The sequence below is a fragment of the Streptomyces sp. NPDC055962 genome, from assembly GCF_042270185.1.
Taxonomy (GTDB): domain Bacteria; phylum Actinomycetota; class Actinomycetes; order Streptomycetales; family Streptomycetaceae; genus Streptomyces.
Genome location: NZ_JBHJYN010000009.1, coordinates 235,381 through 260,273 on the forward strand (window position 1 = coordinate 235,381; position 24,893 = coordinate 260,273).

At 67.6% G+C, this 24,893-nt stretch carries 21 protein-coding genes; 13 read left to right on the top strand and 8 right to left on the bottom strand.

What is annotated here, in order from left to right; all coding sequences use genetic code 11:
* Positions 1 to 2: 2 nt before the first annotated feature.
* The 4 genes from rplI to rpsF all read right to left on the bottom strand — a co-directional run bounded on the left by rplI (position 3) and on the right by rpsF (position 1,730).
* Complete coding sequence (gene rplI / locus ACFC51_RS25145) at positions 3 to 449, bottom strand: 50S ribosomal protein L9 (RefSeq protein WP_014155197.1); 447 nt, start codon at positions 447 to 449, stop codon at positions 3 to 5.
* Positions 450 to 467: 18 nt separating this feature from the next.
* Complete coding sequence (gene rpsR, locus ACFC51_RS25150; RefSeq protein ID WP_003967857.1) at positions 468 to 704, bottom strand: 30S ribosomal protein S18; 237 nt, start codon at positions 702 to 704, stop codon at positions 468 to 470.
* 43 nt (positions 705 to 747) lie between these two features.
* Entirely contained in the window at positions 748 to 1,368 is a 621-nt protein-coding gene (locus ACFC51_RS25155) for a single-stranded DNA-binding protein (RefSeq protein WP_376379076.1), read from the bottom strand.
* 71 nt (positions 1,369 to 1,439) lie between these two features.
* Positions 1,440 to 1,730 carry a 30S ribosomal protein S6 gene (rpsF, locus tag ACFC51_RS25160; RefSeq protein WP_006604399.1) on the bottom strand — a complete coding sequence of 97 codons (291 nt, stop codon included), beginning with the start codon at positions 1,728 to 1,730 and terminating at the stop codon, positions 1,440 to 1,442.
* A 284-nt stretch (positions 1,731 to 2,014) separates the two neighbouring features.
* Here rpsF and ACFC51_RS25165 point away from each other — a divergent pair, with 284 nt between their 5' ends.
* The 3 genes from ACFC51_RS25165 to ACFC51_RS25175 all read left to right on the top strand — a co-directional run bounded on the left by ACFC51_RS25165 (position 2,015) and on the right by ACFC51_RS25175 (position 4,786).
* On the top strand, positions 2,015 to 2,371 hold the full coding sequence (locus ACFC51_RS25165) for a hypothetical protein (RefSeq protein ID WP_376379079.1): 357 nt from the start codon (positions 2,015 to 2,017) through the stop codon (positions 2,369 to 2,371).
* A gap of 183 nt (positions 2,372 to 2,554) precedes the next feature.
* Positions 2,555 to 3,673 (top strand): lipid II:glycine glycyltransferase FemX, encoded by a 1,119-nt coding sequence (locus ACFC51_RS25170; RefSeq protein WP_376530885.1) that lies wholly within the window; start codon positions 2,555 to 2,557, stop codon positions 3,671 to 3,673.
* An 81-nt stretch (positions 3,674 to 3,754) separates the two neighbouring features.
* Positions 3,755 to 4,786, top strand: coding sequence for an alanine racemase (locus tag ACFC51_RS25175; protein ID WP_329230784.1), 1,032 nt, complete (start codon positions 3,755 to 3,757; stop codon positions 4,784 to 4,786).
* Between the two features lie 12 nt (positions 4,787 to 4,798).
* On the opposite strand, the gene ACFC51_RS25180 is transcribed toward ACFC51_RS25175, so the two are convergent.
* Positions 4,799 to 6,304, bottom strand: a complete 1,506-nt coding sequence (locus ACFC51_RS25180; RefSeq protein WP_376530887.1) for a glycosyltransferase family 87 protein — start codon at positions 6,302 to 6,304, stop codon at positions 4,799 to 4,801.
* A gap of 142 nt (positions 6,305 to 6,446) precedes the next feature.
* Positions 6,447 to 9,125 (bottom strand): transglycosylase domain-containing protein, encoded by a 2,679-nt coding sequence (locus ACFC51_RS25185; RefSeq protein ID WP_376530890.1) that lies wholly within the window; start codon positions 9,123 to 9,125, stop codon positions 6,447 to 6,449.
* A gap of 387 nt (positions 9,126 to 9,512) precedes the next feature.
* Between ACFC51_RS25185 and ACFC51_RS25190 the strand changes: the two genes are divergently transcribed.
* The 3 genes from ACFC51_RS25190 to ACFC51_RS25200 all read left to right on the top strand — a co-directional run bounded on the left by ACFC51_RS25190 (position 9,513) and on the right by ACFC51_RS25200 (position 12,735).
* Positions 9,513 to 10,211, top strand: a complete 699-nt coding sequence (locus ACFC51_RS25190) for a helix-turn-helix transcriptional regulator (RefSeq protein ID WP_376379092.1) — start codon at positions 9,513 to 9,515, stop codon at positions 10,209 to 10,211.
* Between the two features lie 62 nt (positions 10,212 to 10,273).
* Complete coding sequence (locus ACFC51_RS25195) at positions 10,274 to 11,356, top strand: inositol-3-phosphate synthase (protein WP_376379094.1); 1,083 nt, start codon at positions 10,274 to 10,276, stop codon at positions 11,354 to 11,356.
* A 92-nt stretch (positions 11,357 to 11,448) separates the two neighbouring features.
* On the top strand, positions 11,449 to 12,735 hold the full coding sequence (locus ACFC51_RS25200) for an MFS transporter (protein WP_376530893.1): 1,287 nt from the start codon (positions 11,449 to 11,451) through the stop codon (positions 12,733 to 12,735).
* Positions 12,736 to 12,888: 153 nt separating this feature from the next.
* Here ACFC51_RS25200 and ACFC51_RS25205 read toward each other — a convergent pair whose 3' ends face one another.
* Positions 12,889 to 14,331 (bottom strand): CCA tRNA nucleotidyltransferase, encoded by a 1,443-nt coding sequence (locus ACFC51_RS25205; RefSeq protein ID WP_376530895.1) that lies wholly within the window; start codon positions 14,329 to 14,331, stop codon positions 12,889 to 12,891.
* A gap of 180 nt (positions 14,332 to 14,511) precedes the next feature.
* Here ACFC51_RS25205 and ACFC51_RS25210 point away from each other — a divergent pair, with 180 nt between their 5' ends.
* The 7 genes from ACFC51_RS25210 (at position 14,512) to trxA (ending at position 23,977) form a co-directional block, all read left to right on the top strand.
* A complete protein-coding gene (locus ACFC51_RS25210) occupies positions 14,512 to 16,809 on the top strand; it encodes a DUF6049 family protein (RefSeq protein WP_376530898.1) in 2,298 nt (765 codons plus the stop codon).
* A gap of 49 nt (positions 16,810 to 16,858) precedes the next feature.
* Complete coding sequence (gene murJ / locus ACFC51_RS25215; RefSeq protein WP_376379104.1) at positions 16,859 to 19,018, top strand: murein biosynthesis integral membrane protein MurJ; 2,160 nt, start codon at positions 16,859 to 16,861, stop codon at positions 19,016 to 19,018.
* A gap of 133 nt (positions 19,019 to 19,151) precedes the next feature.
* Positions 19,152 to 20,849, top strand: coding sequence for a serine/threonine protein kinase (locus ACFC51_RS25220; protein WP_376530901.1), 1,698 nt, complete (start codon positions 19,152 to 19,154; stop codon positions 20,847 to 20,849).
* Between the two features lie 26 nt (positions 20,850 to 20,875).
* Complete coding sequence (gene sigM, locus ACFC51_RS25225; protein WP_376379109.1) at positions 20,876 to 21,580, top strand: RNA polymerase sigma factor SigM; 705 nt, start codon at positions 20,876 to 20,878, stop codon at positions 21,578 to 21,580.
* A complete protein-coding gene (locus ACFC51_RS25230; protein ID WP_376530903.1) occupies positions 21,577 to 22,503 on the top strand; it encodes an anti-sigma factor family protein in 927 nt (308 codons plus the stop codon). Before sigM ends, ACFC51_RS25230 begins: the two co-directional genes overlap by 4 nt.
* 126 nt (positions 22,504 to 22,629) lie before the next feature.
* On the top strand, positions 22,630 to 23,601 hold the full coding sequence (trxB, locus tag ACFC51_RS25235) for a thioredoxin-disulfide reductase (RefSeq protein WP_376379114.1): 972 nt from the start codon (positions 22,630 to 22,632) through the stop codon (positions 23,599 to 23,601).
* A 40-nt stretch (positions 23,602 to 23,641) separates the two neighbouring features.
* Complete coding sequence (gene trxA / locus ACFC51_RS25240) at positions 23,642 to 23,977, top strand: thioredoxin (protein ID WP_376379116.1); 336 nt, start codon at positions 23,642 to 23,644, stop codon at positions 23,975 to 23,977.
* A gap of 93 nt (positions 23,978 to 24,070) precedes the next feature.
* On the opposite strand, the gene ACFC51_RS25245 is transcribed toward trxA, so the two are convergent.
* Positions 24,071 to 24,688, bottom strand: a complete 618-nt coding sequence (locus ACFC51_RS25245) for a GNAT family N-acetyltransferase (RefSeq protein WP_376379119.1) — start codon at positions 24,686 to 24,688, stop codon at positions 24,071 to 24,073.
* Positions 24,689 to 24,893 lie beyond the last annotated feature (205 nt).

Here is a 24,893-nt window from a genome sequence, read left to right on the forward strand (position 1 = left end):
CCTTAGGCAGCAACGACCTCGATACCGAGCTTCGCGGCAACCTCGGGGTGCAGACGGACGGACACCTGGTGTCCGCCGAGCGTCTTGATCGGCGAGCCGAGCTCCACGCGACGCTTGTCGACGTCCGGACCACCGGCGGACTTGATCGCCGAAGCGATGTCAGCCGGGGTGACGGAGCCGAAGAGACGGCCGGCGTCGCCGGAGCGAACAGCCAGACGCACCTTGACGGCCTCGAGCTTTGCCTTGATCTCGTTGGCCTGCTCGATCGTCGCGATCTCGTGGATCTTGCGGGCGCGGCGGATCTGCGCCACGTCCTTCTCGCCACCCTTGGTCCAGCGAATGGCGAAGCCACGCGGGACCAGGTAGTTACGGGCGTACCCGTCCTTGACGTCCACGACGTCGCCGGCGGCACCGAGGCCAGTGACCTCGTGGGTGAGGATGATCTTCATGATTCGGTCACCCTTCCCTTATCGCGCGGTGGACGTGTAGGGCAGCAGCGCCATCTCACGGCTGTTCTTGACAGCCGTGGCGACGTCACGCTGGTGCTGCGTGCAGTTGCCGGTGACGCGGCGGGCACGGATCTTGCCACGGTCGGAAATGAACTTCCGCAGCATGTTCGTGTCCTTGTAGTCCACGTACTGGGTCTTGTCCTTGCAGAACGCGCAGACCTTCTTCTTAGGCTTGCGCACAGGCGGCTTCGCCATGGTGTTTCTCCTGTGTGATCAAGAAGTGGGGGTACGAGCAGCCCTAGAAGGGCGGCTCGTCCGAGTAGCCGCCGCCGGAGGAACCGCCGGAACCGCCGGAGCTTCCGCCCCAGCCGCCCCCGCCGCCCTGCTGGCCCCCGCCCTGCTGGCCGCCGGACGGAGCATTGGTCGCCCACGGGTCGTCGGCGGGAGCACCGCCGCCACCCTGCTGGCCACCGCCACCGGGACCGCCGCCCCAGTTGCCGCCGCCCTGCTGGCCACCGCCGTATCCACCCTGGCCACCGCCCTGGCCACCGCGACCCGTGGTCTTGGTGACCTTGGCCGTGGCGTTCTTCAGGCTGGGGCCGACTTCCTCGACATCCAGCTCGTAGACCGTGCGCTTGACGCCCTCACGGTCCTCGTAGGACCGCTGCTTCAGCCGGCCCTGCACGACGACGCGCATGCCTCGCTGGAGCGACTCCGCGACGTTCTCCGCCGCCTGACGCCAGACCGAGCAGGTGAGGAACAGGCCTTCGCCGTCCTTCCACTCATTGGTCTGCCGGTCGAAGATGCGGGGAGTGGACGCGACACGGAACTTCGCGACCGCCGCACCGGACGGGGTGAAGCGCAGCTCGGGGTCGTCGACGAGATTGCCGACGACCGTGATGACGGTCTCGCCTGCCATGGGTGAACCTCTCGGCGGGGATTGCTTCTGGCTGCTTGCTACTCGAACCCGATGACCACTGAGCTAGAAGCTCAGTGGGTCTCGGGACGGAGGACCTTGGTCCGGAGGACCGACTCGTTCAGGTTCATCTGTCGGTCGAGCTCCTTGACGACCGCAGGCTCGGCCTGCAGGTCGATGACCGAGTAGATGCCCTCGGGCTTCTTCTTGATCTCGTAAGAGAGACGACGACGGCCCCAGGTGTCGACCTTCTCAACCTTTCCGTTGCCCTCACGGACGACGGAGAGGAAGTTCTCGATCAGCGGGGAGACTGCTCGCTCCTCGAGATCGGGGTCGAGGATGACCATCACCTCGTAGTGACGCATGTGGAACCCACCTCCTTTGGACTCAGCGGCCACGGTCGTTCCGTGGCAGGAGGGTCGTGATGCGTAAGCAACAGTGTTTCCGAGTAAAACAGCCGCCACTGACAACGCCCGTCTTCGAGAGATGAGGGGGGCTGCAGTGCTGGCTCAGGGCAGACACCGGTGCAGACCGTACAGAGTACCCGCAGACCGGCTTCCGGTTGAAATCCGGTGTTCAGGGCGCACAATCGAGACAGATGCGGTGTGAGAGGCGCTACATCCACCGCCCTTCCGCCAGGAGGTGCTCCATGGCACAGACAGTCCGATCTGCCGGCGTCCGACCGGCTCCCAGCCGGGTGGCCAATGCTCGCCCGGCCACCGGATCCCTCTTCGCGACCGACGGCAGGCCGCATCCGGTCCAGGAAGTCCTGATGGTGGTGACCGGGGTCCTCGGCGTCCTCGCGTTCGTGACGGCGATGTTCCACAGCCTGCACCTGATCAGCTCGTGGGCCGGGCTGATCGGCATCCTGACGGGCGCCTACGGCCAGTACATCTCCAGGACGACGTGGCAGCGGTTCGGGCTGATCATGGGGCTCGGCGCATCCGCGCTCGGCTTCTTCCTCGGCATGGCGCACGGCGGTCTCTTCGGGGGCGTCATCACCTGACCGGCAGAGCGGAGGCCGACGAGGTCGGCCTCCCCGCGCACTGCGTGGCAAGGCGATCCCGAGTGGGTGGCGCCCGGTCCGGTCCGTACGGGCCAGACCGGGCGCCCCTCGGTCACAGTAGGCTTCGGCGCGAGAGCCGGAGCCCCTGACCGATGGGGACACACCTGCCGAGGAGCGCCCCGCATGAGCCTGACCCTGAGGACCATCAGCCGAGAACAGCATCTGGCGTACATCCAGAGTCTGCCCTCGGCCAGTCACTGCCAGGTCCCGGCGTGGGCTGACGTGAAAACCGAATGGCGCTCGGAGAACCTGGGATGGTTCGACAAGAACGGCGAGATGGTCGGCGCCGGACTGGTGCTGTACCGCCAGCTGCCCAAGATCAAGCGCTATCTCGCCTACCTCCCCGAGGGCCCGGTCATCAACTGGTACGCCCCGAATCTGGACGAGTGGCTCCAGCCGATGCTCGCCCACCTGAAGCAGCAGGGCGCCTTCTCCGTCAAGATGGGCCCGCCCGTCGTCATCCGCCGCTGGGACTCGGCCGCCATCAAGTCGGGCATCCAGGACCCGGATGTGAAGCGGCTGCGTGACGTCGAGGCCAGCCACATCGAGCCGCGCGCCTTCGAGGTCTCCGACCGGCTGCGCAAGATGGGCTGGCAGCAGGGTGAGGACGGCGGCGCCGGTTTCGGCGACGTCCAGCCCCGGTACGTCTTCCAGGTCCCGCTGGCCAACCGCTCCCTCGAGGATGTCCTCAAGGGCTTCAACCAGCTCTGGCGCCGCAACATCAAGAAGGCCGACAAGGCCGGTGTCGAGGTCGTCCAGGGCAGCTACGAGGACCTCGCCGAGTGGCAGCGGCTGTACGAGATCACCGCCGTGCGTGACCACTTCCGGCCGCGCCCGCTCTCGTACTTCCAGCGCATGTGGTCGGTGCTCAACTCCGAGGACCCCAACCGCATGCGGCTGTACTTCGCCCGGCACAACGGTGTGAACCTCTCGGCCGCCACGATGCTCGTCGTCGGTGGGCACGTCTGGTACTCCTACGGCGCCTCGGACAACATCGGGCGCGAGGTCCGCCCCTCCAACGCCATGCAGTGGCGGATGCTCCGCGACTCGTACGCGATGGGCGCGACCGTCTACGACCTGCGCGGCATCAGCGACTCGCTGGACGAGACGGACCACCTCTTCGGCCTGATCCAGTTCAAAGTCGGCACCGGTGGCGAGGCCGTCGAGTACGTCGGCGAGTGGGACTTCCCCCTGAACAAGCTGCTGCACAAGGCTCTCGATATGTACATGTCGCGCCGCTGACCGCATCCTGACCATCATCCCTCAGCTCCTCTCCCTCTCTCTCACTTACACCGCAGCCACCAGAAAGGTTCCGGGCCGGCCATGGCGCTCTCCCTCTACGTCGACACCGCGCGCTGGCGGGCGCACCAGAAGTCCGTCCTGGACCAGTTCCCCGGTCTCGTGCCCGTCTGCAAGGGCAACGGATACGGCTTCGGGCACGAGCGGCTGGCCGACGAGGCGATCCGCTTCGGGTCCGACACACTGGCCGTCGGCACCACGTACGAGGCCGCGCGCATCAAGGACTGGTTCAGCGGCGACCTGCTGGTCCTCACGCCCTTCCGCCGGGGCGAGGAGCCGGTGCCGCTGCCCGACCGCGTCATCCGTTCCGTCTCCTCCGTGGACGGCGTGCACGCCCTGGTGGGGGCTCGCGTGGTCATCGAGTGCATGAGCTCGATGAAGCGCCACGGCGTGAAGGAGGAGGAGCTCGGCCAGCTGCACGCTGCCATCGAGGACGTGCGTCTCGAAGGCTTCGCCCTGCATCTGCCGCTCGACCGTACGGACGGCTCGGACGCGGTCGAGGAGGTCATCTCCTGGATGGACCGGCTGCGCGCAGCCCGGCTGCCCCTGCACACGATGTTCGTCAGCCACCTTCGGGCCGAGGAGCTGGCCCGCCTGCGGCAGCAGTTCCCGCAGACCCGCTTCCGCGCGCGTATCGGCACGCGGCTCTGGCTGGGTGACCACGAGGCGACGGAGTACCGCGGTGCGGTGCTCGACGTCACGCGTGTCGTCAAGGGCGACCGGTTCGGCTACCGCCAGCAGAAGGCCGCCTCCGACGGCTGGCTCGTGGTCGTCGCCGGCGGGACCTCGCACGGTGTCGGCCTGGAGGCTCCGAAGGCCCTGCACGGCGTGATGCCCCGTGCCAAGGGCGTCGCACGCGCCGGACTGGCCACGGTCAACCGCAACCTGTCGCCCTTCGTCTGGGCGGGCAAGCAGCGCTGGTTCGCCGAGCCGCCGCACATGCAGGTCTCGATCCTCTTCGTTCCGTCGGACGCCCAGGAACCGAAGGTCGGCGACGAACTGGTGGCCCACCTGCGCCACACGACCACCCAGTTCGACCGCCTCGTGGACCGGTAGCCCCGGCCGCCCTCAGTCCGGGACCGCTCCGCCCGCGGTTCCCCACTCCACCCGCGGTCCTTCGACCGCGGGTGCCGCGTGCCGGGACGGGTGAGGGTGCACCTGCGCCAGCGCCACGCGGTCCGGCGCCCCGTCGAGCACGCCTCCCGACGGGTCGTCGGACCCGTCGTGCCGTACGGGATCCCGCTCGGGCCTCAGGACGTCCCTGACGACCACGGCGCACAGGTAGAGCGTTCCCAGCAGGTGCAGGGCGACCGCGACCTGGTAGCCGTCCTGCGGCAGCCCCTGGTGCTTGTCGCCGCTCGTCGTGTAGGCGAGGTAGAACCAGATCCCCAGGAAGTACATGACCTCGCAGGCCTGCCACACGAGGAAGTCCCTCCAGCGCGGCCTGGCCAGTGCGGCCAGCGGGATCAGCCAGAGCACGTACTGCGGCGAGTAGACCTTGTTGGTCAGGATGAACGCGGCCACGACGAGGAAGGCGAGCTGGGCGAACCGGGGCCGGCGCTGTGCCGTCAGGGCCAGTCCGGCGATCCCCGCGCACAGCACGATCATCAGCAGCACAGAGGCCGTGTTCACCGTGGCCACGTCGATGGGCGACCCGGTGCGCTGGGTGATGACCAGCCAGAACGAGCCGTAGTCGATCTGCCGCTCACGACTGAACGTGTAGAACTTCTTCCATCCCTCCGGGGCGTACGCCATCACCGGAAGGTTCACCAGCAGCCACGCGGCTGCCGCGCCGAGGAGGGCCACCCCGTACTCCCGCCACTTCCCGGCCCGCCAGCACAGCACCATCAGCGGCCCGAGGAGCAGCACGGGGTAGAGCTTGGCAGCGGTCGCCAGGCCGATGAGGACGCCGAAGAGCAGGTTCCTTCCGCGGGACCACATGAGCATCGCCGCGGCGGTCAGGGCGACGGCGAGCAGATCCCAGTTGATGGTCGCGGTGAGCGCGAACGCCGGGGCGAGCGCGACCAGCAGACCGTCCCAGGGCCTGCGCCGGTGTGTCCGGGCGACACAGACCACGAGGACCACGGCGCAGACCATGAGCATGCCCGCGTTGACCATCCAGTACATCTGCTCGCGCTGCTGCATGGGGTCGGAGGAGGGGGTCGGTGTCAGCCAGGAGGCGACCTGCATGAACAGCCCGGTCAGGACGGGGTACTCGAGGTAGGACATGTCGCCGCCGAGCCGGTCGACGTAGGGCACGAGGCCGTCGGCGAACCCGCGTCCGGCGTAGAGGTGCGGGATGTCGGAGTAGCACGCGTGCGTGTACTGCGAGCTGGCGCCGCGGAACCAGGCCCAGTCGTAGCAGGGGACCTTCTGCACCATGCCGAGCGCGAACATCCCGATCGCGACGAGAACGATGACGCGTACCGGCGTGAGGGAGCTCGATCCGAACCGTGCCCAGCGGCCCGCCGGCCCGCCGATCAGCTCGCTGCCCACCGCGGCGATCTCGTCCTGTCGCGTGGGCGGTACGACGGACGGCTCCTGGTGCACGCTCGTGTCTTCTGCGCTTGGCATGCCGCACATCCTGCCGTACGGCGCTGTGCGCGGGCGCGGCCCACGTCCGGACACACGGACGAGGGCCGCCGCACCCGGCAGGTGCGACGGCCCTCGTCATGCGCGTCCGGTGGGCTCCGAGGAGGTCCGGAGGCCGGTGGTGCTATCCGCCTCCGAAGATCCCTCCGCGGCCGTTGTCGTCACCCTCCGTCGTTCCGTCCGTCGTTCCCTCGGTGGTCCCGGTGTCCGTCCCACCGTCGGTGGTACCGGTGTCCGTCCCGCCGTCGGTGGTTCCGCCCGTGTTCCCTTCGGTGCCGTTCCCGTTGGTGGTCCCGCCGTTCTGGTTGTTCCTGCACTCCCAGTCGAGCGGCTGGCACGTCTCGCTCGGCGTGGGGGTCGGGGACGACGGTGTGGGGGACGGCGTGGGCGAGGCGCTCGACTCCGAAGGCGTCGGCGTCGGGCTCGGAGTCGGGCTGGGGCTGACCGCGCCGCCGCCGAAGACCGTCTCACCGATCTGTTCCGGCTTCGGGAAGGCGATGGCCTTGGTCCCCTTGACCGCCTCGGTCATGTAGTCGTGCCAGATCTGTGCGGGGAACGAGGCACCGTGGATGGACTTCTCACCGCCGGTCCCGTACATCTCCAGGAACTCGCGGTCCTTGTTCTTCTCGTCGTCGTCCATGCGGAACATGCTGACGGCGGTGGACAGCTGCGGGGTGTAGCCGACGAACCACGCGGACTTGTTGCCGTCGGTGGTACCGGTCTTGCCGGCCGCGTCACGGCCTGCCAACTTGGCGGGTGTACCGGTGCCGTGCTCGACGACGTTCTTCAGCACATCAGTGACGTTGTCCGCGACGACGCTCGAAAAGGCGGGCTTGGTCTCCGTCTTGTGCTGGTAGATGACCGCGCCGTCATGCTTCACCTCGGTGACGGAGAACGGCTCCCGCTGCTTGCCGCTGGTGGCGAAGGTGGCGTACGAACCGGCCATCCGGATGGCGCTCGGTGAAGAGGTACCGATGGAGAAGGAAGGGACGTTGGCGTTCGCCATGTAGTCGTCGTCCCGCAGCCCCGCGGACATGGCCGCCTCCTTCACCTTGTCGGTGCCGACGTCCATACCGAGCTGGACGTACGGGGAGTTCGCGGATTCCTGCATGGCGTACCGGAGGCTGATGTCTCCGTAGCTGTGGTCTCCGTCGTTGGTCTGGAGCCACTCCTTGCCGTCGTCGTTCATCCAGACGGAGCCGTCGTAGTTATGGATCTTCAGCTTGTTGTCGCCGTTGTAGATGCTCTTCGGCGAGACGGGCGTCCGCTCGGACTCACCCTGCTCCTTCCCGAGCTCGGGATTCCGCTTCCCGTACTTCATCGCGGCCGCCAGCACGAAGGGCTTGAACGTCGAGCCCACCTGCGCACCGGTCGCGTCGGCATTGTTGGTGTAGTGCTTGGTCGCGTCCTCGCCGCCGTACGTGGCGACGATGGCGCCCGTCTTCGTGTCCACCGACGCGCCGCCGAACTGGACGTGCGTGTCCTTGTCGGGACGCTCCTTGGGATCGATCTTGGCCTCGTGGACCTTCTTGATCGACTTCTCGAGCTCTTCGACCTTTTTCTCCTCGAAGGTCGTGTGGATCTCGTAGCCGCCCCGGGCCAGTTCCTTCTCGGTGACGCCGTCCTCGTTGTGCGCGAGGAAGTACTTGGTCGCGAGATCGACCAGATATCCGGTCTGACCACCCAGCTTGGCGTCCTTGCGAGGCTGGATCGGCATGGGGAACTCGGTGTACTTCGCCCGCTCCGCCGCGCTCAGCTTGTTGTCCTTCACCTCTTCGTCGAGGATCCAGCTCCAGCGCAGCTTGGCCCGCTTGGTGTTCGCCTCAGCGGAGGCCTTCACCTTGTCGATCTCAGGGGAGCCCGCAGGGTCGTAGTAGCTCGCACCCTTGAGCAACGTCGCGAGGAAGGCGCACTCGCTCGGGTTCAGATCCGTCGCGTCCTTGTTGTAGTAGGCCCGTGCGGCTGCCTGCAGTCCCGACGCACCACGGCCGTAGTAGGAGACATTGAGGTACCCCTCCATGACCTCCTTCTTGCCCACCGTCTCACCGACCTTGAGCGTGATGAAGAGCTCCTTGAACTTCCTCGTCAGCGTCTGCTCCTGGCTGAGCATGGAGTTCTTCACGTACTGCTGGGTGATCGTCGAACCGCCCTGCGTGTCACCACCGCGGGCCATGTTGTAGAAGGCGCGGGCGATGCCCATCGGGTCGATGCCCCGGTCGCTCTCGAACGACTTGTTCTCGGCCGAGATGACGGCGTTCCGCATGGCCGGGGGGATCTGGGCGTACTCGATCGACTGACGGTTGACGGAACCGCCCGTGGCGACCATCTGTGTGTCGTCGGCCCAGTAGTAGACGTTGTTCTGCGCGGTGGCCAGATCCTTGACCTGGGGCGGGACCACGAGCGCGTACGCGACGCCGGCCACACCCATCATGAGACCCAGGAACCCCAGGCACAGGCCTGAGGCCAGCTTCCACGACGGGACCCAGCGGCGGAAGCCGTACTTACCGGCCCGCGGGTAGTCGATGAAGCGCTTCTTCCCTGAATCCGCGCGACCCCGGCCGCGGCCCTCGTGACCGCTGCTGTCGCCACCTCCCCGCCGTCGGCCCCCGCCGCGCTGGGCGGCTCGACGCGCCTCGGCGCGGCTGCCGTAGACCGGCTCCTCACCATGCACTTCGGAAGGTGATGACGAAGTTGCCCTGCGTGACGAATCACTGCGACGTCCAGCAGGCTGTTGGGCGGCTCGTCTGGCCGCTGCGCGTCCGCCACCTTGGGATTGCGGCGCTTTACGACGGTGCTCGCTCATCGAACGACTACTCCTCGGGCAGGCGAGAGCGCCTGGAAGCGGCAGTTGTGATCCGGTCCCCCCGAATTACGGACAAGCACTGCGGAAGGCTCACCCTCAGCCCATCCGGCAGTCCGCGATTACTGACGCACGGTGGCGCGCCATGGTTCCCGGTGGTCTGCATGCCGCACAGACTACGCACGGTCAAAAACCTCCGGGGACCGAACTTCACCCCAAATTACGCAAGTCACTCCCTATGAATCAGGGATGTGACGCCGCTCACGAACCGTCCTCTTGTCGAACATCACCAGCCGATCTATCGTGCTGATGTATCGAGTCGATACATCAGCACGGCATAAGGTGGGCACCACGGCCCGCACGAGCATCCAGGCGAAGGAGGGGACGAACGTGAGCAGACGCTCCGGCATCCTCGAATTCGCCGTGCTCGGCCTGCTCCGCGAGTCCCCCATGCACGGGTACGAACTGCGCAAGCGCCTCAACACGTCGCTGGGGATCTTCCGCGCCTTCAGCTACGGCACCCTCTACCCCTGCCTCAAGACGCTGGTCGCCAACGGCTGGTTGATCGAGGAGCCGGGAAGCGTTCCGGCTCTGCCGCCGGCCACAGGTCGCGGGGTCGCCCCCGCATCGTCGTTGGCCGGACGCCGGGCAAAGATCGTCTACCGGTTGACGGCAGAAGGTAAGGAGCACTTCGAGGAACTGCTCTCGCACACCGGTCCGGACGCCTGGGAGGACGAGCACTTCGCGGCTCGTTTCGCATTCTTCGGGCAGACGGAGCGCGAGGTGCGGATGCGCGTGCTCGAAGGCCGCCGCAGCAGGCTGGAGGAGCGCCTCGAGAAGATGCGCGCCTCTCTCGCCCGTACCCGTGAACGACTCGACGACTACACGCTTGAGCTGCAGCGACACGGCATGGAGTCCGTGGAGCGCGAAGTTCGCTGGCTGAACGAGCTCATCGAGAGCGAGCGGTCGGGACGGGACCAGCGGTCCTCGCCCGAAGGCTCCACTCAGCACGACACATCAGGAGCGACGGGCGGCCTGCCCCGGCACCGGGACGACACCCGGCCGGATCCGTCCGACGACACCAAGTGACATCCCCGAGGATCCGCATGGCCTCGTCGGGGAACACCGAGAACACACAGGGAGCAATCGGCATGGGTTCGGTTCGCGTAGCCATCGTCGGCGTAGGCAACTGCGCCGCCTCGCTGGTGCAGGGCGTCGAGTACTACAAGGACGCCGATCCGGCCGGCAAGGTGCCTGGTCTGATGCACGTCCAGTTCGGCGATTACCACGTGAGCGACGTCGAGTTCGTCGCCGCCTTCGACGTCGACGCGAAGAAGGTCGGCCTCGACCTCTCGGACGCCATCGGCGCCAGCGAGAACAACACCATCAAGATCGCCGACGTGCCGAACACGGGCGTGACCGTTCAGCGCGGCCACACCCACGACGGTCTGGGCAAGTACTACCGCGAGACGATCGAGGAGTCCGCCGACGCCCCCGTCGACGTCGTCCAGATCCTCAAGGACAAGCAGGTCGACGTCCTCGTCTGCTACCTGCCCGTCGGTTCCGAGGTCGCTGCGAAGTTCTACGCGCAGTGCGCCATCGACGCCAAGGTCGCGTTCGTCAACGCCCTCCCGGTGTTCATCGCCGGCACCAAGGAGTGGGCGGACAAGTTCACCGAGGCCGGTGTCCCGATCGTCGGCGACGACATCAAGTCGCAGGTCGGCGCCACCATCACGCACCGCGTGATGGCGAAGCTCTTCGAGGACCGGGGCGTCATCCTGGACCGAACGATGCAGCTGAACGTCGGCGGCAACATGGACTTCAAGAACATGCTCGAGCGTGAGCGCCTGGAGTCCAAGAAGATCTCGAAGACGCAGGCCGTCACCTCTCAGATCCGTGACCGCGAGCTGGGTGCGGACAACGTCCACATCGGTCCCTCGGACTACGTGGCCTGGCTGGACGACCGCAAGTGGGCGTACGTGCGCCTCGAGGGCCGCGCCTTCGGTGACGTTCCGCTGAACCTGGAGTACAAGCTCGAGGTGTGGGACTCCCCGAACTCCGCGGGTGTCATCATCGACGCCGTGCGTGCAGCGAAGATCGCCAAGGACCGCGGCATCGGCGGCCCGATCCTTTCGGCCTCCTCGTACTTCATGAAGTCCCCGCCGGTCCAGTACTTCGACGACGAGGCCCGCGAGAACGTCGAGAAGTTCATCAACGGCGACGTCGAGCGCTGACCCGGACGGTCACCGCTTCAACGACGCTTCTCCACGTGGGGGGTCCCCGGCAATCCGCCCGGAGGCCCCCCACGTGTGTGACCCTTGCACACATGCCTGTCGTGCGAGATCTGGGCGTACTCCTGCGCCTTCGGAACTTCCGCCGCCTGCTCGCCGTACGACTTCTCTCGCAGTCGGCCGACGGCGTCTACCAGGTCGCGCTCGCCACCTACGTCGTCTTCTCGCCCGAGAACCAGACGACTCCGGGAGCCATCGCCTCGGCCATGGCTGTGCTGCTGCTCCCGTACTCGCTGATCGGTCCGTTCGCGGGAGTTCTGCTTGACCGTTGGCCTCGCCGACAGGTCTTTCTCTACGGGAACCTGCTGCGCGCCGTACTGGCCTGCTGCACGGCCCTGCTGCTCCTGAGTTCCGTCCCGGACTGGCTGTTCTACGCCTCCGCCCTCTGCGTCACCGCCGTCAACCGCTTCGTGCTGGCAGGGCTGTCCGCTGCCCTGCCCCGCGTCGTCGACAGCGAACGGCTCGTGCTCGCCAACTCCCTCTCCCCGACAGCCGGCACGCTGGCCGCCACCGCGGGCGGGGGCCTCGCCCTGGCCATCGGTCTGCTGACCGGCGGCTCGGACGCCTCCGTGGTCCTGCTGGGTGCCGCCCTCTACTTCCTCTCGGCCCTCGTCTCCCTGACTCTGCATCGGACACTCCTCGGGCCTGATCGGGCCCTGCACCATGTGGCCCTTCGGGAGGCGCTCACCACGACCGCCAAGGGACTCGTCGCAGGGTTGCGTCACCTGGCCGAGCGGAGGGACGCGGCGCACGCACTCGCTGCCATAACCGTGCTGCGCTTCTGCTACGGAGCTTTGACCGTGATGGTGCTGATGCTGTGCCGCTACGCCTGGTCCGACGGCGAGTCGGACGGCCTGGCCCTCCTCGGCATCGCACTTGGCGCGTCCGCAGCGGGGTATTTCACGGCCGCCGTACTCTCCCCCTGGGCGGTCGGACGGTTCGGCCGCTACGGCTGGCTCGCGGGCTGCGCCGGGGCAGCCGCCCTCCTGGAACCCGCTCTGGGCCTCCCGTTCGCCCCCGCACCGATGCTGGCGGCCGCCTACGTTCTCGGGCTCGTGACCCAGGGTGCGAAGATCGCGACGGATACCGAGGTGCAGACCTCCGTGGACGATGCCTATCGAGGCCGGGTCTTCTCGCTCTACGACGTGCTGTTCAACGTCGCCTTCGTCGCTGCGGCAGGCATGGCAGCCCTCGTACTCCCCGCCGATGGAAAATCCGTCGTCGTCGTGGGCACGGTGGCGGTGCTCTACGCCCTTGTCTCCGTCGCCATGCTCCACCGCCGACGTGCGAGCGCACTGCAGCGCGCCGACACCAAGGAGTGAGGCGCGTTGCGCTCAGGAGTGAGGGGCGTTGTTTCACGTGAAACAACGCCCCTCATGCCGAGCACGGAGTGGCTCGGTACACCGTCTTGTTTCACGTGAAACATGACGGTCTCGTCAACACATGACGCCCTGCGCGACCGGTGACAGCACCCTTCAGTCCTGCGTCGCCCACCACTGCTTGAGAGCTGCCACCGCAGTTTCGCGATCCATCGGGCCGTTCTCCAGCCGCAGCTCCAACAGGAACGCGTACGCCTTGCCGATCACGGGGCCGGGCCCCACGCCCAGGATCTGCATGATCTCGTTGCCGTCCAGGTCGGGCCGGATCGCTTCCAGCTCCTCCTGTTCCTGCAGCTGAGCGATACGTTCCTCAAGGCCGTCGTACGTGCGCGACAAGGCATTCGCCTTGCGCTTGTTCCGCGTCGTGCAGTCGGAGCGCGTCAGCTTGTGCAGCCGATCCAGCAGCGGCCCCGCGTCCCGCACATATCGGCGCACCGCGGAGTCGGTCCATTCGCCGTCGCCGTACCCGTGGAAGCGCAGATGCAGCTCCACCAGCTTCGAGACGTCCTTGATCATCTCGTTGGAGTACTTGAGCTCCGTCATGCGCTTCTTCGCCATCTTGGCCCCGACCACCTCATGGTGGTGGAACGAGACGCGACCGTCCTTCTCGAAGCGCCGCGTCCGCGGCTTCCCGACGTCGTGGAGCAGGGCAGCGAGGCGCAGTACGAGGTCCGCCCCGTCCTCCTCCAGATCGATGGCCTGCTCCAGGACCGTCAGGGAGTGCTCATAGACATCCTTGTGACGGTGATGCTCGTCACTCTCCAGTCGGAGCGCGGGGAGCTCGGGCAGCACCCGGTCGGCCAGGCCGGTATCCACGAGAAGGCCCAGCCCCTTGCGGGGGTGTCCGGAGAGCAGCAGCTTGTTGAGCTCCTCACGGACCCGCTCCGCCGAGACGATCTCGATGCGTCCCGCCATGTTCGTCATGGCCTCGACGACCTCGGGGGCCACCTCGAAGTCCAGCTGCGCGGCAAAGCGGGCGGCGCGCAGCATGCGCAGCGGATCGTCGGAGAAGGACGCCTCAGGCGTGCCAGGTGTACGCAGTACACGCTGCGCAAGGTCGTCGAGCCCGCCGTGAGGGTCGATGAACTCCTTCTGCGGCAGCGCCACGGCCATGGCGTTGACGGTGAAGTCACGACGCACGAGGTCGTCCTCGATCGAGTCGCCGTAGGAGACCTCGGGCTTGCGAGATGTCCTGTCGTACGCCTCGGACCGGTACGTCGTGACCTCGATCTGATAGCCGTCCTTCTGCGAGCCGACGGTGCCGAACGCGATTCCGACCTCCCAGACGGAGTCGGCCCAGGGGCGAACGATCTTGAGTACGTCCTCGGGGCGGGCATCGGTCGTGAAGTCCAGGTCGTTGCCGAGCCTGCCGAGCAACGCGTCACGGACCGACCCACCGACCAGGGCGAGGCTGAATCCGGCCTCCTGAAATCGCAGGGCGAGGTCGTCGGCGACGGGGGACACCCGCAGCAGTTCGCTGACTGCGCGGTGCTGCACCTGGCTCAGTGCACGGGGGCTGTCTTCGTTGGCGTTCGGCACAACAGAAAAGGGTACGTGCCCGGACCGGCCCGGGCGTCATCGATTCTTGCGGCCCTGCGAGACTCTCCCGATCATGTGGCACGGTCCCCGGCACCGAGGTGTCAGGCGCATCGTTACCATGCGGGGACGCAGAGACCGGCAGGACCAGCACCAGCTGACGACGACGAGGGACGGATACGCGTGGCCCAGGCGGCAGACTTTCAGGGGATGAATCCCTCCCCTGCCCGCCGGTGGCTCCGGCGCACAGCCTCCTTGATCGTCGGGGCACCACTGATCGCCGGTCTCCTGACCGGTCCCGCAGCTTCCTCGGCCCAGGCCGGGGAGGCGACGAAGGCGCCGACAGGATCACGCACCGTCGATGTGTCCCTGGACACGCTCGCCCCCAGTGCGCCGGTCGAAGGCGACACGCTCACCGTCTCCGGCACGCTGACCAACAAGGGCAAGAAGACGGTCACGGATGCCGAGGTCGACCTGCGCGTCGGGCCGAGGCTGTCCGGACGGAGTGCGATCGACGAAGCCACCAAGCGCACCGGATACCTTCCGGGCAGCGACCCGGCCAAGCTCGGTGGCTCGTACACCCTGAAGGTGTCCGAGCTCGCCTCCGGTGTCAGCCAGGACTTCACCCTCGCCGTCCCGGTGAAGAAGCTGGACCTGGGCGCCGAGGGCGTCTATCAGCTCGGGGTGTCCGTCACCGGCAGGACCACCGACTATGCCTACGACCAGGTTCTCGGTATCCAGCGGACCTTCCTTCCGTGGCAGCCCGAGGAGGCCGAGAGCAGGACAAAGCTCTCCTTCCTCTGGCCACTGATCGCGTCAGCGCATGTCACCGCCGAGACGGGCTCCGACGAGCAGCAGACTCCCGTGCTCGCCAACGACGACCTGGCCCTCGAGCTTGCTCCGGGCGGCCGCCTGGAGCAGTTGGTCTCGCTGGGCCGACAGCTCCCAGTCACCTGGGTGATCGACCCGGACCTGCTGGCCACTGTCGACGCGATGACGAAGAACTACCGCGTCAAAGACGGTGACACCACGGTCGCGGGGACGAACCAGGCCATCGCCAAGAAGTGGCTCACTGATCTGCAGGCGGCCGTGAAGGACGGGAAGGTGGTGGCCCTCCCGTTCGCCGACCCCGATCTCGCGTCCATCGCCCACCGCGGCAAGAACGTGTCGGGCGCGCTGAGCCATCTGCAGACGGCGACCGAGGTCGCCGGCACGACGGTGGAGACCGTGCTTCACGTGAAGCCGTCCACAGACTTCGCATGGCCGGTGGACGGTGCGATCGATCCCTCCGTGGTCGACGTCGCCACCTCTGCGGGCGCGCACAAGGTGATCGCCCGCAGCGACAGTCTCAAGGAGACGGGAGGGCTCCCCTACACGCCTACGTCGGCACGGCCGATCGGTGGTGGCACCACCGCTGTCGTCTCCGACTACCGGCTCTCCACCGCGTTCACCGGGGACATGTCCAAGGCCGGCACCTCGACACTCGCCGTCCAGAACTTCCTCGCGCAGACGCTGGCCCTGACCGGGCAGGATCCCGACAACGAACGCAGCATCGTGGTCGCTCCGCAACGGACACCCACCGCCGCCCAGGCGCAGACCATGGCGCGCGCCCTGCAGGCGCTCTCGACCGAACACTGGACCCAGCCCGCCGATCTGATGGCGGCAGCCGGGCAGAAGCCCGACGCACGGGCCACCACCAAGGTGCCCGCCGCCTCGCAGTACCCGAAGAGGCTGCGAAGCCAGGAGCTGCCCACTCAGGCGTTCCAGGACATCAGGACGACCCAGGACTCGCTCAACAGCTTCCAGGTCATCCTCACGCAGCCCGACCGGGTGGTGACCCCCTTCGGGAACGCGATCAACCGAGCCGTGTCGACGTCGTGGCGTGGGAGGCCGCTGGAGGCGCAGCAGTACCGTGACGCGGTCCGCACCTACCTTCAGGGCCTCACCAACGAGGTCCAGCTGATCACGAAGTCGGACGTGACCCTGTCAGGGCGCAGCGCTACGATCCCCGTGACCGTGCAGAACAAGCTGGTCCAGGATGTCGATCACCTGGTCCTGCGTCTGACGTCGGGCAATGCCACACGACTCAAGCTCAACGACGGCGCAGCCGTCGCCGAGCAGCCGGTCAAGATCGCCGGCGGGCACAGCCAGTCCGTGAAGTTCGACGCCGCCGCCAACGCCAACGGACAGGCGCAGGTCAAGGCACGGCTCTTCACCTCTGACGGCGTGCCGTACGGCGAGGAGATGACCTTCACGGTGAAGGTCTCGGAGGTCACACCGACGGTGCTCCTGGTGATCGCCGGCGGTCTGCTGCTGCTGGTCCTGGCAGGCATCAGGATGTACACGCACCGCAAGCGCACGGTCGCGGGCGGAGCGGCGGACGACAACGGCGGTGAACCCGAGCAGCCGAGTGACCCGACGCCGGACACCGGTCCGGAAAGCGGGAAGCCGTCCGGCCCGGGTGAGAAAGTGGACCGTTGAGCGATGTCTGTCGGGGCCTGTCGGCCGGGGACAATGAGGTGGGGTTTCGATGAACGCGCCGTACGACGGTGACCGCGGCCAGGGCGCGGGCGGAGCTGGGTCGTCCAGCGGTCCGCAGGTGCCCCCGGGCGCCGGCCGGGACGGGGAGGCACCTGACCCCTACCTGCAGCACGCGTACGACCACGATCCGTACCGCGGTCAGGACCTCGCCTCGCAGGACCCTGTGGCCGAGGCGCTCTACGACCGCGCCTCGCACCCCCCACCGCCTCCGGGCACCTATCAGGAGCCAGGGGCCCTCTACCAGCAGCCTCCCGCTGCCCAGCACGCCCCCGACCCCCGTATCTGGGCCCAGACGCCGCCTCCGGAGCCCGCAGGCCCCTCCCGGCACCTTCCCTACGGGGACAACGCCGGCACCACCCAGTACGTCGGGGTGGACGACCTGGTCACGCAGGCTTCGGGCGACCGTGGGGAGCAGGACGCGTTCGCGCACCTCTTCCGCGACCAGGAGGGGTCAGGCCGGCCTCCGGGGCCTCCTGCGGAGCCTGAGGCGGCTCCGGCACCCGCTCCGCCGAAGTCCGGCGGCAAAGCCGCGGGAATACTGAAGTCGAGTGCGCTGATGGCTGCGGGCACGCTGGTGTCCCGGCTGACCGGCTTCGTCCGCAGCCTCGTGATCACCGCCGCTCTCGGTGCGGCGGTGCTCGGTGACACCTTCACCATCGCGTACACCCTGCCGACGATGATCTACATCCTCACCGTGGGCGGCGGCCTCAACTCGGTCTTCGTTCCTCAGCTCGTCCGGTCCATGAAGGACGACGAGGACGGCGGCGAGGCATATGCCAACCGGCTGCTGACACTCGTCATGGTCGCGCTCGGGCTGATCGTCGCGATCGCCGTCCTCGCGGCACCGCAGCTGGTGCACCTCATGTCGAGCACGATCGCGAACGACCCTCCGGCGAACACGGTGGCGGTCACCTTCGCCCGCTACTGCCTGCCGACGATCTTCTTCATGGGTGTCCACGTGGTGATGGGGCAGATCCTCAACGCCCGCGGAAAGTTCGGCGCGATGATGTGGACCCCGGTCCTCAACAACATCGTCATGATCTTCACGTTCGGTCTGTTCATCTGGGTCTACGGCACGTCGGCCGAATCCCGGATGGGCGTCGAAACGATCCCGCCGGAAGGTGTCCGGCTGCTGGGTATCGGCACCCTGCTCGGCCTCGTGGTCCAGGCACTGGCCATGATCCCGTATCTCCGCGAGGCAGGGTTCCGGTTCCGTCCCCGCTTCGACTGGAAGGGCCACGGGCTCGGCAAGACGATCAAGCTCGCCAAGTGGACGGTCCTCTTCGTCCTCGCCAACCAGGCGGGCGTCCTGGTCGTCACCCAGCTCGCAACCTCTGCGGGCAAGCTCGCGGACAAGGACGGCTCGGGCTTCCTCGCCTACTCCAACGCCCAGCTGATCTGGGGCATGCCTCAGGCCATCATCACCGTCTCGGTGATGGCGGCGCTGCTGCCCCGCATTTCCCGTGCCGCCCATGACAACGACCCGGGCGCCGTACGCGACGACATCTCACAGGGTCTGCGCAACTCCGCGGTCGCCATCGTGCCCGTCGCCTTCACCTTCCTCGCGCTCGGCCTGCCGATGTGCACCCTGCTCTACGCCTCCAGCGGCACCGAGGCCGCCCGGTCCATGGGCTTCATCCTGATGGCGTTCGCCCTCGGCCTGATCCCGTACTCCGTGCAGTACGTCGTGCTGCGCGGCTTCTACGCGTACGAGGACACCCGCACGCCCTTCTACAACACGGTCATCGTCGCGGCGGTCAACGCGGCAGCGTCTGCTCTCTGCTACGTGATTCTTCCGGCCCAGTGGGCAGTCGTGGGAATGGCGGCCTCCTACGGGCTGGCCTACGCGGTCGGCGTCGGCATCGCGTGGCGACGGCTCAGCAACCGGCTCGGCGGTGACCTCGACGGCGCCCGTGTGGTGCGTACCTACGCCCGTCTCTGCATGGCGGCGCTCCCTGCCGCTGTGGTCGGTGGCGGGGTCGGCTTCGCCCTGCTGAAGGCTCTGGGAGACGGGGCCGGCGGGTCGGTCGTGGCACTGGTCTGCGGCAGCGTCGTCCTGTTGGGCATCTTCTTCGTCGCCGCGAAGAAGATGCGCATCGAGGAGCTCAACGGCATGGTCGGCATGGTCCGGGGACGCCTCGGACGCTGAACTGGGTCCGAGCCGCACAACCATCGCTGGACACCGCGTGTCGTGCATAGCGCCGGAGTGTGGGCACAATTGGCGTGACTGTGCAGAGCTGGCTGGCTGGCATCGCGCAACGGATGGGGAGGCAGGAACGACGGTGGCGGAACGTAGCACGGCTGCTGTCGACGTGGCCGACAACAGCGGCGACGAGCCGCTGACCGCCAAGGCGGACGCGGCCACGACCGACGGGACGGCACAAACCCAGGACGCGGAGGGCGCGAGCGCCCAGGACGCGGAGAGCGGGCGTGACAGCTCGGACTCCGTGCCGGCATCGCCCGACCTGCACAGCGGTCACAAACTGGCCAGACGCTACCGCCTTGAGGAGTGCGTCACCCGGCTGGACGGATTCAGCAGCTGGCGCGCCGTCGATGAGAAGCTCCGGCGGGCGGTGGGTGTCCATCTGCTGCCCGCCGACCATCCGCGCGCCCGGTCGGTGCTGGCTGCGGCGCGCTCGTCCGCACTGCTCGGCGATCCCCGTTTCGTCCAGGTCCTGGACGCCGTGGAAGAGGACGACCTCGTCTACGTCGTCCACGAATGGCTCCCCGACGCCACCGAGCTGACCGCCCTGCTGGCAGCCGGTCCCCTGGAAGCCCACGACGCCTACCAGCTCGTGAGCCAGATCTCCCAGGCCATGGCCGCTGCGCACCGCGAGGGGCTCGCGCATCTGCGCCTCACCCCGGGTGCGGTCCTGCGCAGCTCGACCGGCCAGTACCGGATCCGCGGTCTTGCCGTGAACGCCGCCCTGCGGGGCATCACCGCCGATCAGCCGCTCCGCACGGACACCGAGGCCATCGGGGCACTGCTCTATGCAGCGCTGACCCGTCGCTGGCCCTACGAGAGCGACGCGTACGGCCTCTCCGGGCTTCCCAAGGACCTGGGCCTGATCCCCCCGGACCAGGTGCGCGCGGGCGTCCACCGGGGTCTGTCCGAGCTCGCCATGCGCGCCCTGGCCAACGACGGCGCGACCGCCTCACGGCAGGAACAGCCGTGCACCACCCCCGACGAGCTCGCGAAGGCCGTCGCGGCCATGCCGCGCGTGCTCCCCCCGGAGCCGGCCTTCACCGCGCCGCCCGAGTACCAGCGCACGACCTACCAGCAGGGCACCTACGGACGTCCGTCAGCGCGGCCCACGGCCGCCGCCCAGCCCGTCATCGCCGTTCCGCCGGCCCCGCTCCAGAGCCGCACGGGCAAGGCCCTGAAGTGGGCGGTGTCCGCCCTGCTCATCGCGGCTCTGGGCCTCGGAAGCTGGCAGCTGGCGGAGACCGTCCTCCACCGGGGCAAGGACTCGGGTGAGCAGGTCCCCACGCAGACCACCGATGACGGAGGGGACGACAACAATGCCGTCGAACCCAGCAAGCCCGTCACAATCGTCGGCGCCCAGGACTACGACCCGCTCGGTGCTGACGGCTCCGAGAAGCCGGCCTCGATAAAGAACGTCTACGACGGGGACACGAGCTCCTACTGGAACACGGACGGCTACTTCAGCGCTGACTTCGGACGGCTCAAGGAGGGCGTCGGCGTCGTTCTCGACCTCGGCAAGGTCCAGCAGGTGGGCGATGTCGAGGTGTCCTTCCTCGGACGCACCTCCGTCGAGCTGAGGACCACTGAGGACTCGTCCGTTCCTCGGATGCCCGATGGATTCACCAAGGCCGCCAAGGGATCCGGAACAAAGGTGTCCCTCAAGCCCGACAAGCCGGTGCAGGCACGGTACCTTCTGGTCTGGCTGACCGAACTTCCTCCGAGTGGCGACGGTAACTACAGGGGCAAGGTCTCGGACATCAAGGTCACCAGCTGACGGAACCAGGGGGAGGGGGCTCACCGTTGGACGACGCCGGATTCGCCGACACCAGCGACCAGGATCTCCTGGCCCAACACGTTGCAGGCGACGCGGACGCCTTCGGTGAGCTCGTACGGCGGCACCGTGATCGGCTGTGGGCCGTTGCGCTGCGCACGCTCGGCGACCGCGAGGAGGCCGCCGACGCCGTGCAGGATGCACTGGTCTCCGCGTTCCGTGCCGCCCATACCTTCCGCGGCCAGTCCGCCGTCACCACGTGGCTGCACAGGATCACCGTCAATGCCTGCCTGGACCGGGCCCGCAAGGCGGCTTCCCGCAAGACCGCCCCGGTCGACGACACCGAGCGGCTCGATCAGCTCATGGAGCCGCACGAATCCGCCGAGGCCCCGGCCGAACGGCAGGACCTGCACCGCGAGCTTCTGGCCGCACTCTCCACTCTGCCGACCGAACAGCGCGCCGCCCTCGTCCTCGTGGACATGCAGGCGTACCCCGTGGCGGAAGCTGCCCGCATTCTCGAGGTGCCGACGGGAACCGTGAAGAGCCGCTGCGCGCGGGGCCGGGCCAGACTGCTGCCCTTGCTGTCTCACCTACGCAGCACCAGAGGTGACGGCAAGGACGGATCCATGGAAAGGAACCGGACGCCGGGGGCATCCGTCCCACCTGCGTCAGGACCACGAGACGCAGGCAACGGCGACCCTGCCGCAGTAAAGGGTGGAGGTGGGCTCGCATGACATCCACAGCCGACACGGCTCAGCATCCGGACGTCTCGGAGATCTCCGACCTCACCGAGGGCCTCCTCCCGCCGTCGCGCGAGGTCGTGCTCCGCCGCCACATCGACTCCTGCGACGACTGCGCCGACATCCACAGCTCCCTGGAAGAGGTTCGCTCACTCCTGGGAACGGCTCTGCCTCTTCACGAGCAGATGCCGGACGATGTCGCCGAACGGATCGACGCCGCTCTGGCGGCGGAGGCAACATCTGCTGACACGCCCCCTGACAGCGCCATGCATGTTTCACGTGAAACATACGATCCGCTCTCGGAGAGTGCGGCCGCGCCTCGTCCCGCCGGGCGCCCTCGAGGCGCCACCGGGCCCGGCCGGGGGCCATCCCGTCGTCGCCGCCGCACGGTGATCCTCGGCACTGCCTTCGGGGCGGCGGCCGTCGGTATGAGCGTCTTCCTTCTCCAGGCCATCCAGCCCTCCCAGGATTCGGCCGGCTCGATGGCCGACCGTGGTGTCAGCGCCGCAGAGAAGAGCGGCGCGGACTTCTCGGAAAGCACGCTGGAGGGCCACGTACACGTACTCCTGAGGGGGTCGACCGCTCCCGAGGCTCCGGACAGCGATCCGGGCGAGCCGTCCCTGGACACCAAGTCGTCCCCGGGGGAGACCTCTCCCGACGCCGCGTCTCCCCGCACACCGCTGCGGGCACCGGTCGTGAATGTCCCGCCCTGCATCCAAGAGGGCACGGGCCGGGACACCCCGGCCTTGGCCGCGGAAGAGGGCCGGTACAAAGGCACCGCCGCTTTCCTCGTCGTACTGCCCGACGCCACCGACTCGAGCCGTGTGCAGGCTTATGTCGTCGATGCGGCGTGCGTGGATTCCACGCCCACAACAAGGGGACAACTCCTGCTCACGCAGTCCTACGCACGCCCCTGACGGCCGGTCCGGGAGCCGGACCGGCCGTTTGGGAATGCATGCCCCGTAGGATCCGTTGGGTGGGGTGAGAGTCGTGGAACCGACCCCAGTAGGCAGTAGGCAGTCTGCAGAGACGAGGAAGAACCCGTGAGCGACGTCCGTAATGTGATCATCATCGGCTCCGGACCGGCTGGTTACACCGCCGCCCTGTACACCGCTCGCGCGTCGCTGAAGCCGCTGGTGTTCGAGGGCGCCGTCACCGCCGGTGGTGCCCTGATGAACACCACCGACGTGGAGAACTTCCCGGGCTTCCAGGACGGCATCATGGGCCCTGAGCTCATGGACAACATGCGCGCCCAGGCGGAGCGCTTCGGCGCCGAGCTCATCCCCGACGACGTGGTCTCCGTCGACCTCTCCGGGGACGTCAAGACCGTCACGGACACCGCAGGCACCGTGCACCGCGCCAAGGCGGTCATCGTCACCACGGGATCGCAGCACCGCAAGCTCGGCCTGCCGAACGAGGACGCGCTCTCGGGGCGTGGTGTCTCCTGGTGCGCCACGTGCGACGGCTTCTTCTTCAAGGACCAGGACATCGCCGTGGTCGGCGGCGGCGACACCGCCATGGAGGAGGCGACCTTCCTCTCCCGGTTCGCCAAGTCCGTCACGATCGTCCACCGCCGCGACTCCCTCCGCGCCTCCAAGGCCATGCAGGAGCGTGCTTTCGCCGACCCGAAGATCAAGTTCGCGTGGGACAGCGAGGTTGCCACCGTCCACGGCGACCAGAAGCTCTCCAGCCTCACCCTGCGCAACACCAAGACCGGCGAGACCTCCGAGCTTCCGGTGACGGGTCTGTTCATCGCCGTCGGCCACGACCCCCGCACGGAACTCTTCAAGGGCCAGCTCGACCTCGACGACGAGGGTTACCTCAAGGTCGATGCCCCCTCGACGCGCACCAACCTGAAGGGTGTCTTCGGCGCCGGCGACGTCGTCGACCACACCTACCGCCAGGCGATCACCGCCGCAGGGACCGGTTGTTCTGCGGCTCTCGACGCTGAGCGATTCCTGGCCGCGCTCTCCGACGAGCAGCTCGCCGAGCCGGAGAAGACCCCGGCCGTCTGACCGCACCCCCAACCCACACCCCCAAGCCAAGGAGGCCGCCGTGGCCGGCGCGCTGAAGAACGTAACCGACGACTCATTCGATGAGGACGTCCTGAAGAACGACAAGCCCGTACTGGTGGACTTCTGGGCGGCCTGGTGCGGCCCGTGCCGCCAGATCGCGCCGTCGCTGGAGGCCATCGCGGCTGAGTACGGCGACGACATCGAGATCGTCAAGCTCAACATCGACGAGAACCCGGGAACCGCTGCGAAGTACGGCGTGATGTCGATCCCGACGCTCAACGTGTACCAGGGTGGCGAGGTCGCCAAGACCATCGTCGGCGCCAAGCCGAAGGCCGCGATCCTCCGCGACCTCGAAGGCTTCATCACCCAGAAGTAGCTGGCGGCGTCAGCAACGACTGACGGTTTCACGTGAAACGGGCCCACCCTCCGGGGTGGGCCCGTTCTGCATGTCACTCCTCGGATGCCCCATTCAGAGAGGCCGCAACACCGGCTCCTTCTGCACCGCACCCAGCAGTCTGTCCAGTGCCAGTTCGACGTCTTCCTTCCAGGAGAGCGTCGTACGCAGCTCGAGCCTCAGCCGCGGATGCACGGGGTGGGGGCGCACTGTCTTGAAGCCGACCGCAAGCAGATGATCCGCCGGCAGCACACAGGCCGGCTCCTTCCACCGGGCGTCTCCGAACGCCTCGATCGCCTTGAACCCACGTCGCAACAGATCCTTGGCAACCGTCTGCACCATCACGCGGCCGAGCCCTTGCCCTTGGAAGCCGGGGACGATCAGTGCGGTCATCAACTGTACGGCGTCAGGAGACACAGGGCTGGTGGGAAACGCGGTGGACCGTGGTACATACGCGGGAGGTGCGTAGAGGACGAAGCCAGCCACGACATCGTCCACGTAGACGACACGCCCGCAGGAGCCCCATTCCAGCAGCACCGCGGAGATCCAAGCCTCTTTCTCGAGCTCGGCTCTGCCGTCCTTCACCGCGGCTTTCCCGCTGACCGGATCAAGTTCCCAGAAGACACACGAGCGGCAACGCCTGGGGAGATCCGGAAGGTTGTCCAGTGTGAGCGGTACAAGCCGTCGCCCCATGTAGGCGGTTCCTCGCTTCCTTCGCCCGCCGCATCACGCGCGGCTGTCAGCGCACTCCGTTCTCGGAACAAGCTGCCGACGAAACCTCCGACAGCGCCAAGCCCCAACCCGACTGTCACCAGGTGGCTGCGATTCACAGATCGCACGGCCCCCGCCTCCTCTGAGGTGGATCACGGTGGTGGATACGGCATACCAGAACGCATCG

What these genes read in the sequence shown, in the direction of transcription:
- rpsF (WP_006604399.1), bottom strand. Translation starts at nt 1,730, where the DNA reads ATGCGTCACTACGAGGTGATGGTCATCCTCGACCCCGATCTCGAGGAG.
- ACFC51_RS25185 (WP_376530890.1), bottom strand. Translation starts at nt 9,125, where the DNA reads ATGAGCGAGCACCGTCGTAAAGCGCCGCAATCCCAAGGTGGCGGACGC.
- rplI (WP_014155197.1), bottom strand. Translation starts at nt 449, where the DNA reads ATGAAGATCATCCTCACCCACGAGGTCACTGGCCTCGGTGCCGCCGGC.
- ACFC51_RS25230 (WP_376530903.1), top strand. Translation starts at nt 21,577, where the DNA reads ATGACATCCACAGCCGACACGGCTCAGCATCCGGACGTCTCGGAGATC.
- ACFC51_RS25245 (WP_376379119.1), bottom strand. Translation starts at nt 24,688, where the DNA reads ATGGGGCGACGGCTTGTACCGCTCACACTGGACAACCTTCCGGATCTC.
- ACFC51_RS25170 (WP_376530885.1), top strand. Translation starts at nt 2,555, where the DNA reads ATGAGCCTGACCCTGAGGACCATCAGCCGAGAACAGCATCTGGCGTAC.
- ACFC51_RS25195 (WP_376379094.1), top strand. Translation starts at nt 10,274, where the DNA reads ATGGGTTCGGTTCGCGTAGCCATCGTCGGCGTAGGCAACTGCGCCGCC.
- ACFC51_RS25175 (WP_329230784.1), top strand. Translation starts at nt 3,755, where the DNA reads ATGGCGCTCTCCCTCTACGTCGACACCGCGCGCTGGCGGGCGCACCAG.
- ACFC51_RS25180 (WP_376530887.1), bottom strand. Translation starts at nt 6,304, where the DNA reads ATGCCAAGCGCAGAAGACACGAGCGTGCACCAGGAGCCGTCCGTCGTA.
- rpsR (WP_003967857.1), bottom strand. Translation starts at nt 704, where the DNA reads ATGGCGAAGCCGCCTGTGCGCAAGCCTAAGAAGAAGGTCTGCGCGTTC.
- ACFC51_RS25155 (WP_376379076.1), bottom strand. Translation starts at nt 1,368, where the DNA reads ATGGCAGGCGAGACCGTCATCACGGTCGTCGGCAATCTCGTCGACGAC.
- murJ (WP_376379104.1), top strand. Translation starts at nt 16,859, where the DNA reads ATGAACGCGCCGTACGACGGTGACCGCGGCCAGGGCGCGGGCGGAGCT.
- ACFC51_RS25200 (WP_376530893.1), top strand. Translation starts at nt 11,449, where the DNA reads ATGCCTGTCGTGCGAGATCTGGGCGTACTCCTGCGCCTTCGGAACTTC.
- ACFC51_RS25165 (WP_376379079.1), top strand. Translation starts at nt 2,015, where the DNA reads ATGGCACAGACAGTCCGATCTGCCGGCGTCCGACCGGCTCCCAGCCGG.